The organism is Leuconostoc sp. UCMA20149 (genome assembly GCF_030400235.1).
Classification (GTDB): domain Bacteria; phylum Bacillota; class Bacilli; order Lactobacillales; family Lactobacillaceae; genus Leuconostoc; species Leuconostoc pseudomesenteroides.
This window is the reverse complement of sequence record NZ_VJYC01000001.1, coordinates 118754-131941: the sequence shown is the minus strand read 5'-3', so window position 1 is coordinate 131941 and position 13188 is coordinate 118754. Positions and strand designations below refer to the sequence as shown.

Below are 13188 nucleotides of genomic sequence, written 5' to 3'. Positions count from 1 at the left end.
GCTTAATCTCCCCAATCAATATCTTCTAATTCGTGCATCTCAACCGTGATAAGGCAACCACTGTACTTTTCCAAGTAGTCTGCTAAATCGGTGTCTAGCACATAATCGCCACGTTTATCTTCTGGTTTCAGAAAGAATACACGCTCTGCATTGTTTGCTTTTGCAACTTCTGACCGTTTCATTTCTCCAAATAGATAAACGCTCAAAGTTGGCTTATCATCATAGTTGAAGTTGTCACGGTCAATTTGTTCATGACGTTCTGTAACGTCTTTTACATCTGTTACCATTTGCTTTTACCTCGTTTCTTGCTATAATCGAGATATAAATTATTTTCCAGGACAATTTATACCTACTGCGCTTAGCCAACTCCAATTGTGCTAAGCGTTTTTCTTTTGCTTCAGAACCTTGTTAGCTTCATCAAGTGCACGCGTGTTATCGGTTGCATGCTCAATGTGTCGCTGTGCTTGGTTCCAAGTCATGCCGCTATCCATTAGTTCGTTGATGTCGCGCAACGCTTCTTTCTCGTCAAACTTTCGCTCTGAATAGAAGAAGTAGATGATCGCGACAACTACGATAATGATTGCTACTATTCCGTATGCCATTTCACACCTCACTAACATTCAATTTTTTCAATTGCTTTGAAAGATACTCTGCACCTTCGGTCGCTCCCATTTCGTTTACCCAAATATGGTTATTATCAAAACCAAGTGCTCGAACTGATACTCCTTTGATTTTTTCAATCAAGGCTAATTCTTCATCAGAATGTTCTGACGCCTTGAAAAATGGTGATTGGTCAAGATATACAGCAGATAATTCTTTATTTATTTCTGTAAAATACCCGCCAAACGTCAATCCTCCAAAAGGAGCTTGATCTATTTCGTCATAAATCTTGTCAAAATAATCAAGTGGAAGATTATCGGGTATGACGACATATCCATTCAAGGAAGCTGGCCCAATTTTAGTAAAGGCTTCAAACGGCTTCAAATCTGGTTTAACTGCTACTGCTGCTATTTCTTCGTAGTTCATTTCACTAACCTAACTCTTTCATCAATTTCAATGCCTTTTCGGCTTCGTCAATCGGGCTGTATCTGATAGACAACTCACCCTCTATCGCCTCACGACCTTTGCTAATTGCTGCCTGTGCGTAATCAAGCAACGACTGCCTGATGTCTTCTAAATCTGCACTCTTTGACATGCTAACCTCCTAATCTTCGTGCGATAGCGTCATCAGCAAACTTGTTTCGGCTTCTGATAGTTCGCCAGTGATTGCATCAACTGAAGAAACTAAGTCAACGTCAGCTGATATTGCTGCCGTATTAACTAGAAACCTTTTTGCCTCCGCTACTTTTCCTAGTGCAATGTGTAGGTTGTCTCGCTCATATTCCGAAATATTCATGCTACATTCTCCTTTTCTGACAAAAACTTGTTAATAAAGTAAATTTGTCCCTTGCCTGTAATCTTGGTGGTATGTGTCGTTCTGATTGACCCATCAGGATTATTGACTGTTCGTGTCTTCGTTTCCATCACACGCAAGTCCATACTCTTTTGAGTTGGTAGATTGTACTGCTCTCCACAGCTGCCCAGATATTCATGTTCACGCAACCACTTGAACAGTCGATTTTGACCAATATTCACGCCGTTTTGTCGCAACGTCTTAGCTAACTGACCGACTAAGATGCTGCCATCACTTGCATCTACCGCGTCCGCAAACAACGCTTTAGGTTTCATTTCTGCAATGATTTGGTCTTTCTGGTCAAGTAGTAACTGTGACGCTTTCAAACCAAGTGCCATTTGATAAGATGGATCGTTGGCCAACTTCTTGTAACGGTCTTCGACTTGGATAAAGTAATTACGAACCTCTTTACCTTTTTCGTTACGTTGAAGCATTGCAACTTCCTTGGCCATGCTGATTGTTAAATTGTATTCAACACTTGGACGACCACCGTTTTGGGTTTTACTCAAAAATGAGTAAAAGTCAATTCCTTCTGTGAATCCGTATTCAATCATTCTTGTTATCCAATCATTGAAACGTGCTTTAACATTTAACGCGTCATGCAAATCACGAGCATTTACTCGAGCTTCGCCTTGCTCGTTTTGGTTAATCTTGATAATTTCCTGCATATTACTTACCTTCCTGACTTCTTATCGAAGTACCACACTAATGCTCGTCCGTCCCAAATCTTCTTACGTGGTGTATCTAAGATTGGTTTGGGAAAATTCTTATCATTGCGGAAATGCTTTCTGAATGTAATCGGTGCAATTCCGTTCAGCTCTTTAAGAATTTCAAACTGTTGATAGTTTTTAGTTGCATCAAATGACATTTGTTTGCCTCCTTTCTAAATATCTTGGATATCTAGTAACTGCCTAACCTTTGCACGAACTTCACGAGACTGTTTGTTCACTGCGTAGGTGTTAATCGCTAAACTCAATACTGCTTCTGTGACACCCACTGCATTTGCTAAATCTCGTTGTGTCATCTCTCGGTCAAACAGACCATCTTTAACGCTCTTTTTAAACATCTTTGCAGCGTCTACAATCATTTGTTCTGTCATGTTTCCTCCCTTCCTACAAAACTTAGTAAGTTTCATATAATTAGTTGTAAGTTTTTCTTTACAAGGTAAAAGTTTTATACTATAATGACATAGTAAACAAGCATAAACAAAGGGCTACTAACCTTATCGCTCCGCCAAGATAGATAAATTTGTAGGTGTTTTTGTTTTGCTTAAAACTTAGTAACTAACTTACAAGAATTAGTATAGTTTAAAACTTTTACTATGTCAACACTTTTAGTAAAAGTTTTATACTAAACTTTTTCGGAAACTGGAAAAATATTGATATGACACTACTTTCACGCACAAAAGATATGGCGAAATTACGAGGAATGTCTTTGGAAACCTTAGCATTAAAAGCTGGCTTAAGTAATAAATCTATTTATAATTGGGATAGAAACAGCCCAAAGTCTGAAAATTTAGAACAAGTTGCTACTGTGCTTAATGTATCAACAGACTATTTGCTAGGTAGAACAGACGAACCGAACCACTATATGACTGAAACAGAAAAAATGATGAGTGGAGTAGATTTATCCGAGGCAGTTGACCGTTCTGTTCCCTTGACGTGGGGCGGACGTGAGCTCGATGACAACGACAAAGAAATTTTGCGTCGGCTATTTGAGGAAAAATAATGTATGAACAACGAAGAAAAGGTTTGGAATATACTTGAAAAATTGGGACTGACAGTCACGGTCTACAACGATCTTCATGCAGGCGCTGTAACAATTAACAACAAAATACTAGTCAGTGGGAAAATACTAAACAGTCCAGAATTTGTATACGTTATGGCTCACGAAATAGCCCACTTTGTCCTTCATACTGACCATCGTTGCAATAGCATTAAAAACGAAGCAGAGGCAAACCGCTGGGCGATAAAGTTTTTAACGGCTGACGTAGATCACATTAGAAGTTATGTTGAATTCATGCAAATTAATGGCATACCTGGAAAATTAATTGATATGGTTCAAGATGTTTTAACACCAATCGTTCTTTCAAGAGTAGAATAAATTTATTATGTGCCGAGCGTCCACATTAAAAAGCTTTGGAGATTAGAGACATGAGTAAGAAAATCGTTGGAGATGATGGTAAAACATACGTGCAGAAAAAGCCGATTTACAAACGCGTATGGTTTTGGCTGCTTGTTGTTATTATTGTAATAATTGCTGTCGGTTCGATGGGAGGTAGTGGTGATAAGGCGACAAAAGTTAGCTCAACAGCAAAGTCAAAGTCATCCACAAAAGATGTAAGTAAGGAAACCTTTAAAGTCGGTGACACAATTAAGGCAAACGGCGTAACTCTAAAAGTCAACAAAGTTGAATTTAATGATGGCAGCTCTGTTTCACAACCAGACAGCGGAAAATCATACGTTATTGTAAATGTGACAATTACTAACGTTGATAAATCGAAAGTTAGTTACAACCCACTTGACTTCAAAATTGATGACAAGGGAAATCAAACCGATCTAACTGAATTTGTCATGGACGACAATGGAAACAATATCGTTAATGATGAATTGAAATATGGTGACCTTTCTAAGGGGGCAACAGTTACTGGAACGCTTATTGGTCAAGCTGTAAAAACAGATAAGCTTCAATTAATTTACACCGGTTCTCTTTTCTCTGATGAAAGCAAGATAACCGTAGACTTGAATTAGTCAATGCCCTTATGGGCGTACATAAAAAATAGCACGATGAGAGGAGATGAATAATGTGCATTACTTTCTGAAGTATAGCCAATTACAACTAAAGTGGGTGTTTATTGCTATTTATAGTATTACCGCTTTGATTATTTTGGCTGGTGTTTTATATCTATTATGGTCAAAATTTAAAAACAAATAAAAAAAGCACACCCCTTACTCGCAAAAGTTCTTTGGGTGTGCTGAACAAAATATTGTAAACGCACGGGGCGTTCTATTAGATTATAACAGATATAAGCCCCCTTTTTAAAGGAGGTTTTTATTATGGCTTCAATATACAAACGTGGTAAAACTTGGACGGCTAACGTTTTCATATTGCAAGGTAATACCAGAAAGCGAAAAACAAAATCAGGGTTCACTACAAAATCAGAGGCGAACAAATGGGCTGTGGGTGTTGAATCTAAAAAAATAAATAACACCGTGTCTATTAGTGATGGCTTAATTAGCGATTTGTTTGATGATTGGTATGATGTCTTCAAAGAACCACATTTAGAAACGAAAAGTAAAACTTGGTACAGAACAACATCAAGCACAATCAGACTATATTGGCCAAATAAAAAAATATCAGAAGTAACTTCGTCTGATTTTCAAAAGTTAATCAACGATTATGGAAAAACCCATGTTAAATCTTCTGTTTCCCACATAAAAAATATGATCTCTTCTTTTGTTAGATACGCTGTAGATGAAGAATACATATTCAAAGATTTTACACGAAACATTAAAACTTACTCAAACGTTCCTAGCAAAGCAAAAGAGTTAAAGTTTCTCGAAAATGATGAGATGGAATATCTAATTAAATCTATTAAAGATAATGATTCCGTTACCTCACACATGATACTAACTGCAATCTATTCAGGAGCCAGATATTCAGAAATAGCAGGATTGACTAGGGAAGATTTTAACTTTTCTGACAACACGATTTCAATAAATAAATCATGGCAAGAAAACGATAAAAAATTTAAGTCTACTAAAACTGTAACATCAAACCGAATTATAGATATGCCTGATGCATTTATGAATAAAGCGCAGACTTGGAATTTTGGTGACTCTTACGCTTTTGAAAGTATAACTGGTTATCCACCTTCAAACACAGCCGCAAATAAACAATTGGCAAGATATCTCAAAAGAGGTGATTGTAAAATAATTACTTTCCACGGTTTGAGACACACACACGCAAGTTACCTACTTTCAAAAGACATATCGATTCAATACGTTAGCGAGAGATTAGGTCATGCCGACGTAAATATAACATTAGGAACGTATGCTCATTTGTTGAAGACGAAACGTAATATTGAAACCAAGAAGACGATGGATATGTTGAATAATTTGTAGCACTTTTGTAGCACTTGTAGCACTAAAAAGTTATTTACCGTTATATTTAATTTCATTAAGTTACACTACAAATATTACTAAATCATTGATATATCAACGTTTTTAAATAAAAAAGCTGTTTTACCGGTATTTCCAATAAAACAGCTAAAATGGATCTGAGGGGAGTCGAACCCCTGTCCAAACCGTCCGATACATTGGCGCCTACGCTTATAGTGCTATCATTTGAATTTCATCAATTTGTACGCCATAACACACGGCTAATCAAATTAACTAATCTGATAAATTTAACATTGCCATTCCAGATGTAAACAACAATGCGATCTGACCTTTTATGGCCTAATCTCAGACGTCAGAAACCAAGATTAAGCTACGTATTGCTGGTTTTTAAGCAGCGATTGCGTAAGAGTTTTCGTTTTTTGCAGTTAAAATGTCTGCCCGTTTAACGCCCGGACGGCGAAACGCAGCCAATGCTCTAAACAGCCTGTCGAATTCCAAAAAACAGACCCAAAACATAATAAACAATTTATTATAAACTGTCATTATATTAATTGTAACACAGGTTAAATGTCAATCATGCTTAAAAAGCTCTAAAACGCGCACGTCGCTGCTTGACCAGTTCACTTGGTGTTAATTGGTTCAGCGCTTTAATTTCATCATCCAGTCTTTTTCTGATTAAATTAAAGACACGGGGATGATTGTGTGATTCCGGCACAATATACTCAATAATGTCTTTTTCAAACAAATCCTTTGCTGTTAGCCCCATAACGGCGGCAGCTTCATCACTGCGCTTACTATCTTTCCAAAGAATTGATGCAAATCCTTCTGGCGACAAAATAGAATACGTGGCATTTTGAAACATCCATACTTGGTTAGCAGTGGCAAGCGCTAGTGCACCTCCCGAACCACCTTCACCATAGACAATGGCTATCATTGGCACCGTCAGCTTCATTGATTCAAGTATAGACTTGGCAATCGCTTCGCCTTGTCCCTGTGCTTCAGCCTCTTTGCCCGGAAAGGCACCCGGTGTATTGATAAACGTGATAATTGGTCGATGGAACCGTTCCGCTTGCTGCATTAAACGTTGCGCCTTGCGATAGCCCCAAGGCTCTGGCGAACCATTGCGTTTACTCAACTTATCATGGATATCAGTTCCCTTGTCAATGACAATAATCGTCACTGGCTGACCATTTAAAGCCGCAATCCCCCCAATAACCGACATATCATCCCCGCTCAATCGATCACCATGTAATTCAACAAAATCAGTGAATATACCATCAATAATTTCACGTGCCATGAAGCGATCTTCTCGAGATTTTTTTACAACTTGGGCTGGCGTCAATTCACGCTTGAAAATTTTCAAACTATTCAAAATATCTGCTGACATATTATTCCTCTAGACTTGTATGCAACTTAACGATTTTAGCAATCATTGGTGCCAACGACTCACGTGGCACAATTTGATCCACAAAACCATTTTCTAATAATGTTTCAACACGCTGGAAATCTTTAGGTAATTTTTCATGAATTGTAGATTCAATCACGCGAGCGCCTGCAAAACCTACCAATGCATGAGGCTCAGCTAAAGTAATGTCACCTTGCATGGCAAAACTAGCCGTCACACCACCAGTTGTTGGATCTGTCAAAACCACCAGATACAATAAACCGGCCTCTTGGTGTTGCGCAACAGCAGCAGAGACTTTGGCCATCTGCATCAACGACTGAATTCCCTCTTGCATTCTTGCCCCACCTGAAGCCGTGAATAGTACCACTGGCAAACGATGAGATGTTGCATATTCAAAGAGACGCGTAATCTTTTCACCAGTCATCGAACCCAGTGAACCCATCATGAAATATGAATCCATGACACCTAATGCTACTTTTTGTTGTTGAATTGTTGCCAGACCAGTCAGCACAGATTCACCTAGCTCTGTTTGTGATTGTGCTCGCGCTAACTTCTCAGCGTAACCCGGAAATTCTGGATTAGTCATTTGAATATCGGCATCCATTTCTTCAAAACTATCAGTTAACAAACTGACACGTTCGCGCGCTTGCAAACGAAAACCATAGCCGCAATTTGCACATACTCGAAATTCCCCAAGTTGTTTATTATACATCTGGGCACCGCAATAAGGGCAAGCAAGGAAAAGGCCATCTGGAATACGATCATTCACAGACGCATCACGTTTGATTTTTTCCTTCGAACTTTTATTTTCATATAAATCCATTTTTCTCTCCATTATAACAATACCGCACACGTTAGACGCATACGGTAGTCATTTTATTGATTATCTGGCAATGTTTGTGTCCATCTCGGTAAAAATTCAGTTTCCAAATAACGTGTGTCAAATTCGCCACGTTGAACCTGTGGATCAGCTAACAGAGCTTTTTGAAAATTACGGCTCGTTGCTACACCACGTACAACAGTTTCATCAACCACACGTTGAATCTTTCTCATGGCTGTTTCACGATCATCGGCCTTAACAATTAATTTGCCAATCATAGAATCGTAAAATGGTTGAATTTTATCGCCATTAAATAAGGCTGAATCAATACGAACACCCGGTCCACCAGTTGGCAAAAAAACAAAATCAATCGTTCCAGCACTAGGTGCAAAGTGTTTTTCTGGCTGCTCAGCCGTCAAACGTACTTCGATAGAGTGGCCTTTAACGCTCACGTCATCTTGAACCACCGGTAAATCTAAGCCTGCAGCAACTTGAATTTGTAACTTAATTAAATCTAATCCCGTTACCATTTCAGAAACTGGATGTTCTACTTGAATACGTGTGTTCATTTCCATAAAGTAGAAATGACCATCGCGATCTTGCAAAAATTCAATGGTTCCAGTATTTTCATACGCCAATGCTTTTGCGGCTTTAGTAACAATTTCGCCAAGATGCGCACGCATTTCAGGCGTTACACCTGTAGCTGGTGATTCTTCAATCACCTTTTGATTATTGCGTTGCAATGAGCAATTTCGTTCTGGCAAATAAACAACATGACCATTCTCATCACGGAACACTTGCATTTCAATGTGGCGAACACGTGACATAACTTTTTCAATATACATGTGATCATCGCCAAACGAAGCACGCGCTTCGTTTTGAGCATCATCAAATTTATCTGATAACTCATCCTCACCGTAAACAAAACGCATGCCTTTACCGCCACCACCAGCGGCAGCTTTCAGCAACAAAGGATAGCCAATTTTATCAGCAACCGTTTTTGCTTCATGAAAATCACGGATAAATCCCTCTGAACCCGGAATTACTGGTACGCCGGCACGCCGCATTTCTTCACGTGCGTTAGCTTTGTTACCCATTAACTCAATTGTTTCTGGCCTAGGACCAATCCATTTAATACCAACTTCGCCAACCATTTCAGCAAACAATGTATTTTCAGCTAAAAAGCCATATCCTGGATGAATTGCCTCTGCCCCCGACAGCAGGGCTGCACTTAAAATATTTTTCATATTTAAGTACGAATCTTTAGGTTTCGGTCCCCCCACAGCAATCGCTTCGTCAGCGATTTGCACGTGTAAACTATCTTTATCGGCTGTCGAGTAAATAGCGACTGAAGCAATCCCCATTTCTTTGAGCGTTCGAATGATGCGAACCGCAATTTCACCACGATTAGCAACAAGCACTTTTTTAAACATGTTACTCTCCAATAATAAATGTTAGTTCAGCAGTAGTTGCTTTTTTGTCCCCAATCCAAGCAATCCCTTTACCTGTACCAATTGGACCACGCAAACGATCAAGTGTTACCTCTAAGCGCAATTGGTCCCCAGGACGCACCATTTGACGGTAACGAGCCTTTTTAATCCCACCAAAATAGGCTGTTTTCCCCTTGAATTCAGGCATTGACAACAATGCCACTGCACCGGTTTGTGCTAATGCTTCAACCGTCAGTGCGCCAGGAAATGTTGGGTTACCGGGAAAATGTCCTTGAAAAATTTCTTCATTCACACTAATATTTTTAATAGCCACTGCTTTTTCACCAGGGACTAATTCCTCAACTGTATCCAACATTAACATTGGATAACGATGCGGTAAAATTTCTTGAATTTGTTGTGTATTTAGAACTGTCATGACTGGCTCCTTATCATTTAATGGTCAAAAACATTTATAGTATATCTAATGCCAGTTAGTCCGGCTTCACAATGTATAGTGGTTTATTATAATCAACCACTTCTTCATTTTCTACCAAAATTTCACTGATTGTTCCTGACACTTCGCTGTGAATTTCGGTCATTAGCTTCATTGCCTCAATAACAGCCACTGTTTCGCCAACTGTTACCTTGTCACCAACTTGTTTAAACATTGGTGCTTCTGGCTTAGGCTGCAAATAAACCGTACCTACCATTGGCGCGACAATTTCAACACCTGCTGTTTCTGGTTGTGCCAATGCATGTGGCGCATCAACTGGAGCTGCTGGCGCTTGAGGTGCGTTTTGTGTTGTTGCAACTGGATTGATGATTGATGCAGCTTCATTTTTTGACAAATGCAAATTAAAATCACCATCAGTCACTTCAAATTCACGTAATGAACTGTTTTCTAAATCAGCAATTAGTTGTCGGATTTCTTCAATATCTAAACTCATTTTTAAGCCTCTTCGTGCCATTTTTTAAATACAATGACAGCATTGTGTCCGCCAAAACCATAGTTGGCACTCAGTACATATTCAGGTGCTTGATGTTTCGTATTAACATCAACTAAATTAACCACTTTTGTATCATCATCTTGTTCATCAACACCAACGTTAACAGGTAATTCACCACGTGTTAATGCCCCAACAGAAACCAATGCTTCAATTGCACCGGCTGCACCTAACAAATGTCCTGTCATTCCCTTAGTTGATGATACAGGCACCGTATTTTCACCAAATACTGTCGCAATCGCATGCGCTTCGCCAGAATCGTTGGCACCTGTAGCTGTACCATGTGCATTGATGTAAGAAATTTGATTGGCATCTAAATTGGCATCATTTAGCGCATCACGCATTGCTCGTGCAGCACCTTCACCATCAGGAGAAGGTGACGTCATGTGATAAGCGTCAGAAGAAGCGCCATAGCCAACCAGCTCAGCCAAAATATGGGCACCACGTGCTTGTGCATGCTCTAAACTTTCAATGACCAAAATACCAGAACCTTCACCTAGAACGAAGCCATGACGGTTCTTATCAAATGGTTTAGAAGCTTGTGTCGGATCTTCTTCTTTTGACAAAGCTGTCAAAGCTGCGAAACCGGCAATACCAATTTCGTTAACAGTTGCTTCAGAACCACCAGTCAACATCACATCAGCTTTACCTGATTGAATACGCCAGAAGGCTTCACCAATTGCATTAGTTGCGGAAGCACAAGCGGTCACAATTGTTGAGTTAATACCCTTAGCACCAAAACGTAGTGATACATTTCCAGAAACCATGTTGGGAATTGATTCTGGTACAAATAATGGACTAACACGTTGTGGCCCTTTATCATGCATTTTGATAACTTGCTCTTGAATCGTTGTCAAACCACCAATACCGTTTCCCAAAATCACACCAAAACGTGTTGGATCTGCCACAGTGGTTGGTACATCGGCATCAGCGTCCGTTTTCAAACCAGCATTTTCCAAAGCTTGGTCTGCAGCATCAATGGCATATTGCGCAAATAGGTCCATCTTACGGGCATCTCTTTTACCAACACGTAATGCTGGATCAAATCCATCGACTTGACCTGCTACGGTGATGCCAGTTTCTGAAGCATCAAATTTCGTGATTGGCTTAATACCAATTTTTTCATTGAAGATACCATCCAAAAAAGATTGTGTATCGTTACCTAATGGCGTTACTGCGCCAAGTCCTGTCACTACTACTCGTGTCATAATATTTTGAGCGCTCACGGTTAACTTGCCGCACACGCCTTTCCTTTCTGTATTTACTATAACGTGGTTTATATATATAAACCGCCATCAACTGTAATTGTTTGCCCAGTAATGTAGTCGTTTTCGGCTAAAAACAATGCCGTTTGTGCGATTTCATCAACTTGTCCAAACCGCGCCAACGGGATATTTTTAAGAATCTCAGCTTGAGTAGCCTCGGGCAAGGCAGCCGTCATATCCGACACAATCATACCAGGTGCAATGGCATTAACGCGAATATGACGTCTTGCGCCTTCTTTAGCCAAAGATTTTGTCAAGCCAATAATACCAGCTTTTGAGGCTGCATAATTAGTTTGCCCCATGTTACCCATTAAGCCAACCACTGAACTCAAATTGATAATCACACCATGTTTCTGGCGAATCATCTTTTTAAATACTGGCTGCGTGACATTAAAGGTACCATTAAGATTAACATTCACAACTTGCGCAAAATCTTCAGGTGTTAGGCCCATCGCCAACTGATCTTTCGTAATACCAGCATTGTTGACTAGAATATCAATTCCTTGAAAGTTTTCCTGTTTATAAAGGGCTTTTAAGCTTGCTTCAGTTGCCGTTGCATCGGCAATATCAAACTGTAAAACTTGAACATCATGTTGAAATTCCGCCAATGTTTCCGCTTGAATTTCTGAACGTGCATGTAAAATCAAATTAGCCCCTGCAGCATCAAAAGCTTTAGCAATAGCTAACCCAATTCCCCGTGAAGATCCTGTAACCAATACTGTTTTACCGGTAAAGTCTGACATGTTACACCTCTGCTTTCATCAATAATTCACTGATTTCATTAAAACTTGCCAAATCTGTAATCGCATAACGCTTGATTGTCTTTGGTGCAATTTTTTTAGCAAATTTAACCAATGTTTCTGACGGCCCAATTTCTATAAATGTATCAACACCATCAGCTACCATCTGCTCAATATCTTGAGCAAAGTAGGTAGGTGATGTGATTTGTTTTGTCAAAATATCATGTAACTGATTAACTTCAAATGGTTTTGCTGTGGTATTAGAATACACAGAATACTGCAATGAATTGAACGCTTCATCTGCTAATCGCGTTGCTAACTGTGAAGCGGCATCTTTCAAAAGTGGTGTGTGAAAGGCGCCTGTTACAGGTAATTCAACAGTTCGTTTAATTCCTGCATCTGTCAACTTGACAACCGCTTCATCAACATCATTGGCAATCCCACCGATTACTAATTGAGAGAATGTATTAAAGTTAGCTGGATAAACATGTTTGCCATCTGCTTGCATTGCCGTCAATACATCAACAACCAATTGCTGATCATCTCCCATCACTGCAACCATTTTGCCTGGATTTTTGTCACCCACGGCTTGCATATAAGCGCCACGATCTTTGATAATAGCAACAGCTTGTTCAAAACTAAATGCACCTGCCACAGTCAGCGCTGAATACTCACCCAAACTCAATCCTAAGCTGGCTACTGGTTGTGGCAGTCGCTCACCTAATGCGTTAGCGATTGCCACACTCATTGCCAATATAGCTGGTTGCGCAAACTGTGTTTGAAAGATCTTGGTTTCGTCTTGAACAACTGCTGCTAAATCATATCCCAATATTGCACTGGCCTGATCAATTGTCTCACGATATACCGGCAAAGCTTCATACAAATCAGAACCCATGCCCACTTGTTGGGCACCTTGACCACTGAATAATAAACCAATTTTCATGTTAAAC

20 protein-coding genes and 1 other RNA gene are annotated in these 13188 nt (G+C 39.5%); 4 read left to right on the top strand and 17 right to left on the bottom strand.

Annotated elements, in window-relative coordinates; translation table 11 throughout:
- Nucleotides 1-2 precede the first annotated feature (2 nt).
- The 8 genes from FF105_RS00870 to FF105_RS00835 all read right to left on the bottom strand — a co-directional run bounded on the left by FF105_RS00870 (nt 3) and on the right by FF105_RS00835 (nt 2552).
- The gene (locus tag FF105_RS00870; protein WP_290046004.1) at nt 3-287 is read right to left on the bottom strand and encodes a hypothetical protein; all 285 of its coding nucleotides are present in this window, start codon (nt 285-287) and stop codon (nt 3-5) included.
- Nucleotides 288-377: 90 nt separating this feature from the next.
- A complete protein-coding gene (locus tag FF105_RS00865; protein ID WP_290046002.1) occupies nt 378-602 on the bottom strand; it encodes a hypothetical protein in 225 nt (74 codons plus the stop codon).
- Nucleotide 603: 1 nt separating this feature from the next.
- Nucleotides 604-1026 carry a hypothetical protein gene (locus FF105_RS00860; protein ID WP_290046000.1) on the bottom strand — a complete coding sequence of 141 codons (423 nt, stop codon included), beginning with the start codon at nt 1024-1026 and terminating at the stop codon, nt 604-606.
- Between the two features lie 4 nt (nt 1027-1030).
- Nucleotides 1031-1195, bottom strand: coding sequence for a hypothetical protein (locus FF105_RS00855; protein WP_181809868.1), 165 nt, complete (start codon nt 1193-1195; stop codon nt 1031-1033).
- Between the two features lie 9 nt (nt 1196-1204).
- A complete protein-coding gene (locus FF105_RS00850) occupies nt 1205-1396 on the bottom strand; it encodes a hypothetical protein (RefSeq protein WP_290045996.1) in 192 nt (63 codons plus the stop codon).
- Entirely contained in the window at nt 1393-2121 is a 729-nt protein-coding gene (locus FF105_RS00845; RefSeq protein ID WP_290045995.1) for a phage antirepressor KilAC domain-containing protein, read from the bottom strand. The genes FF105_RS00850 and FF105_RS00845 overlap by 4 nt, the downstream gene beginning before the upstream one ends.
- A 5-nt stretch (nt 2122-2126) precedes the next feature.
- A complete protein-coding gene (locus tag FF105_RS00840; RefSeq protein WP_290045993.1) occupies nt 2127-2321 on the bottom strand; it encodes a hypothetical protein in 195 nt (64 codons plus the stop codon).
- A gap of 15 nt (nt 2322-2336) precedes the next feature.
- Entirely contained in the window at nt 2337-2552 is a 216-nt protein-coding gene (locus FF105_RS00835; protein ID WP_290045992.1) for a hypothetical protein, read from the bottom strand.
- A gap of 284 nt (nt 2553-2836) precedes the next feature.
- Here FF105_RS00835 and FF105_RS00830 point away from each other — a divergent pair, with 284 nt between their 5' ends.
- The 4 genes from FF105_RS00830 to FF105_RS00815 all read left to right on the top strand — a co-directional run bounded on the left by FF105_RS00830 (nt 2837) and on the right by FF105_RS00815 (nt 5577).
- Nucleotides 2837-3181 carry a helix-turn-helix domain-containing protein gene (locus FF105_RS00830; protein ID WP_290045990.1) on the top strand — a complete coding sequence of 115 codons (345 nt, stop codon included), beginning with the start codon at nt 2837-2839 and terminating at the stop codon, nt 3179-3181.
- A 3-nt stretch (nt 3182-3184) separates the two neighbouring features.
- Nucleotides 3185-3556 carry an ImmA/IrrE family metallo-endopeptidase gene (locus FF105_RS00825; RefSeq protein WP_290045988.1) on the top strand — a complete coding sequence of 124 codons (372 nt, stop codon included), beginning with the start codon at nt 3185-3187 and terminating at the stop codon, nt 3554-3556.
- Nucleotides 3557-3606: 50 nt separating this feature from the next.
- On the top strand, nt 3607-4203 hold the full coding sequence (locus FF105_RS00820; RefSeq protein ID WP_290045987.1) for a DUF4352 domain-containing protein: 597 nt from the start codon (nt 3607-3609) through the stop codon (nt 4201-4203).
- A 306-nt stretch (nt 4204-4509) separates the two neighbouring features.
- On the top strand, nt 4510-5577 hold the full coding sequence (locus FF105_RS00815) for a site-specific integrase (protein ID WP_290045985.1): 1068 nt from the start codon (nt 4510-4512) through the stop codon (nt 5575-5577).
- Between the two features lie 147 nt (nt 5578-5724).
- On the opposite strand, the gene ssrA is transcribed toward FF105_RS00815, so the two are convergent.
- The 9 genes from ssrA to FF105_RS00770 all read right to left on the bottom strand — a co-directional run bounded on the left by ssrA (nt 5725) and on the right by FF105_RS00770 (nt 13181).
- Nucleotides 5725-6083, bottom strand: a transfer-messenger RNA (tmRNA) gene (gene ssrA, locus FF105_RS00810).
- Between the two features lie 71 nt (nt 6084-6154).
- Complete coding sequence (gene accA / locus FF105_RS00805) at nt 6155-6961, bottom strand: carboxyltransferase subunit alpha (RefSeq protein WP_010279518.1); 807 nt, start codon at nt 6959-6961, stop codon at nt 6155-6157.
- A 1-nt stretch (nt 6962) separates the two neighbouring features.
- On the bottom strand, nt 6963-7802 hold the full coding sequence (accD, locus tag FF105_RS00800) for an acetyl-CoA carboxylase, carboxyltransferase subunit beta (RefSeq protein WP_010279514.1): 840 nt from the start codon (nt 7800-7802) through the stop codon (nt 6963-6965).
- A gap of 53 nt (nt 7803-7855) precedes the next feature.
- Nucleotides 7856-9232, bottom strand: a complete 1377-nt coding sequence (locus FF105_RS00795; protein WP_010279511.1) for an acetyl-CoA carboxylase biotin carboxylase subunit — start codon at nt 9230-9232, stop codon at nt 7856-7858.
- 1 nt (nt 9233) lies between these two features.
- Nucleotides 9234-9665 (bottom strand): 3-hydroxyacyl-ACP dehydratase FabZ, encoded by a 432-nt coding sequence (gene fabZ / locus FF105_RS00790; protein ID WP_004913636.1) that lies wholly within the window; start codon nt 9663-9665, stop codon nt 9234-9236.
- A gap of 55 nt (nt 9666-9720) precedes the next feature.
- A complete protein-coding gene (accB, locus tag FF105_RS00785) occupies nt 9721-10176 on the bottom strand; it encodes an acetyl-CoA carboxylase biotin carboxyl carrier protein (protein ID WP_010279504.1) in 456 nt (151 codons plus the stop codon).
- Nucleotides 10177-10178: 2 nt separating this feature from the next.
- Nucleotides 10179-11441: a beta-ketoacyl-ACP synthase II gene (fabF, locus tag FF105_RS00780; RefSeq protein ID WP_031941029.1), complete on the bottom strand. Its 1263-nt coding sequence runs from the start codon at nt 11439-11441 to the stop codon at nt 10179-10181.
- Between the two features lie 68 nt (nt 11442-11509).
- Nucleotides 11510-12241 (bottom strand): 3-oxoacyl-ACP reductase FabG, encoded by a 732-nt coding sequence (fabG, locus tag FF105_RS00775; RefSeq protein ID WP_010279498.1) that lies wholly within the window; start codon nt 12239-12241, stop codon nt 11510-11512.
- 1 nt (nt 12242) lies between these two features.
- Nucleotides 12243-13181, bottom strand: coding sequence for an ACP S-malonyltransferase (locus FF105_RS00770; RefSeq protein ID WP_010279496.1), 939 nt, complete (start codon nt 13179-13181; stop codon nt 12243-12245).
- Nucleotides 13182-13188 lie beyond the last annotated feature (7 nt).

Excerpts from the sequence above, each read along its gene's own strand:
- FF105_RS00870 (WP_290046004.1), bottom strand. The coding sequence starts at position 287 with ATGGTAACAGATGTAAAAGACGTTACAGAACGTCATGAACAAATTGAC.
- FF105_RS00865 (WP_290046002.1), bottom strand. The coding sequence starts at position 602 with ATGGCATACGGAATAGTAGCAATCATTATCGTAGTTGTCGCGATCATC.
- FF105_RS00860 (WP_290046000.1), bottom strand. The coding sequence starts at position 1,026 with ATGAACTACGAAGAAATAGCAGCAGTAGCAGTTAAACCAGATTTGAAG.
- FF105_RS00855 (WP_181809868.1), bottom strand. The coding sequence starts at position 1,195 with ATGTCAAAGAGTGCAGATTTAGAAGACATCAGGCAGTCGTTGCTTGAT.
- FF105_RS00850 (WP_290045996.1), bottom strand. The coding sequence starts at position 1,396 with ATGAATATTTCGGAATATGAGCGAGACAACCTACACATTGCACTAGGA.
- FF105_RS00845 (WP_290045995.1), bottom strand. The coding sequence starts at position 2,121 with ATGCAGGAAATTATCAAGATTAACCAAAACGAGCAAGGCGAAGCTCGA.
- FF105_RS00840 (WP_290045993.1), bottom strand. The coding sequence starts at position 2,321 with ATGTCATTTGATGCAACTAAAAACTATCAACAGTTTGAAATTCTTAAA.
- FF105_RS00835 (WP_290045992.1), bottom strand. The coding sequence starts at position 2,552 with ATGACAGAACAAATGATTGTAGACGCTGCAAAGATGTTTAAAAAGAGC.
- FF105_RS00830 (WP_290045990.1), top strand. The coding sequence starts at position 2,837 with ATGACACTACTTTCACGCACAAAAGATATGGCGAAATTACGAGGAATG.
- FF105_RS00825 (WP_290045988.1), top strand. The coding sequence starts at position 3,185 with ATGAACAACGAAGAAAAGGTTTGGAATATACTTGAAAAATTGGGACTG.
- FF105_RS00820 (WP_290045987.1), top strand. The coding sequence starts at position 3,607 with ATGAGTAAGAAAATCGTTGGAGATGATGGTAAAACATACGTGCAGAAA.
- FF105_RS00815 (WP_290045985.1), top strand. The coding sequence starts at position 4,510 with ATGGCTTCAATATACAAACGTGGTAAAACTTGGACGGCTAACGTTTTC.
- accA (WP_010279518.1), bottom strand. The coding sequence starts at position 6,961 with ATGTCAGCAGATATTTTGAATAGTTTGAAAATTTTCAAGCGTGAATTG.
- accD (WP_010279514.1), bottom strand. The coding sequence starts at position 7,802 with ATGGATTTATATGAAAATAAAAGTTCGAAGGAAAAAATCAAACGTGAT.
- FF105_RS00795 (WP_010279511.1), bottom strand. The coding sequence starts at position 9,232 with ATGTTTAAAAAAGTGCTTGTTGCTAATCGTGGTGAAATTGCGGTTCGC.
- fabZ (WP_004913636.1), bottom strand. The coding sequence starts at position 9,665 with ATGACAGTTCTAAATACACAACAAATTCAAGAAATTTTACCGCATCGT.
- accB (WP_010279504.1), bottom strand. The coding sequence starts at position 10,176 with ATGAGTTTAGATATTGAAGAAATCCGACAACTAATTGCTGATTTAGAA.
- fabF (WP_031941029.1), bottom strand. The coding sequence starts at position 11,441 with ATGACACGAGTAGTAGTGACAGGACTTGGCGCAGTAACGCCATTAGGT.
- fabG (WP_010279498.1), bottom strand. The coding sequence starts at position 12,241 with ATGTCAGACTTTACCGGTAAAACAGTATTGGTTACAGGATCTTCACGG.
- FF105_RS00770 (WP_010279496.1), bottom strand. The coding sequence starts at position 13,181 with ATGAAAATTGGTTTATTATTCAGTGGTCAAGGTGCCCAACAAGTGGGC.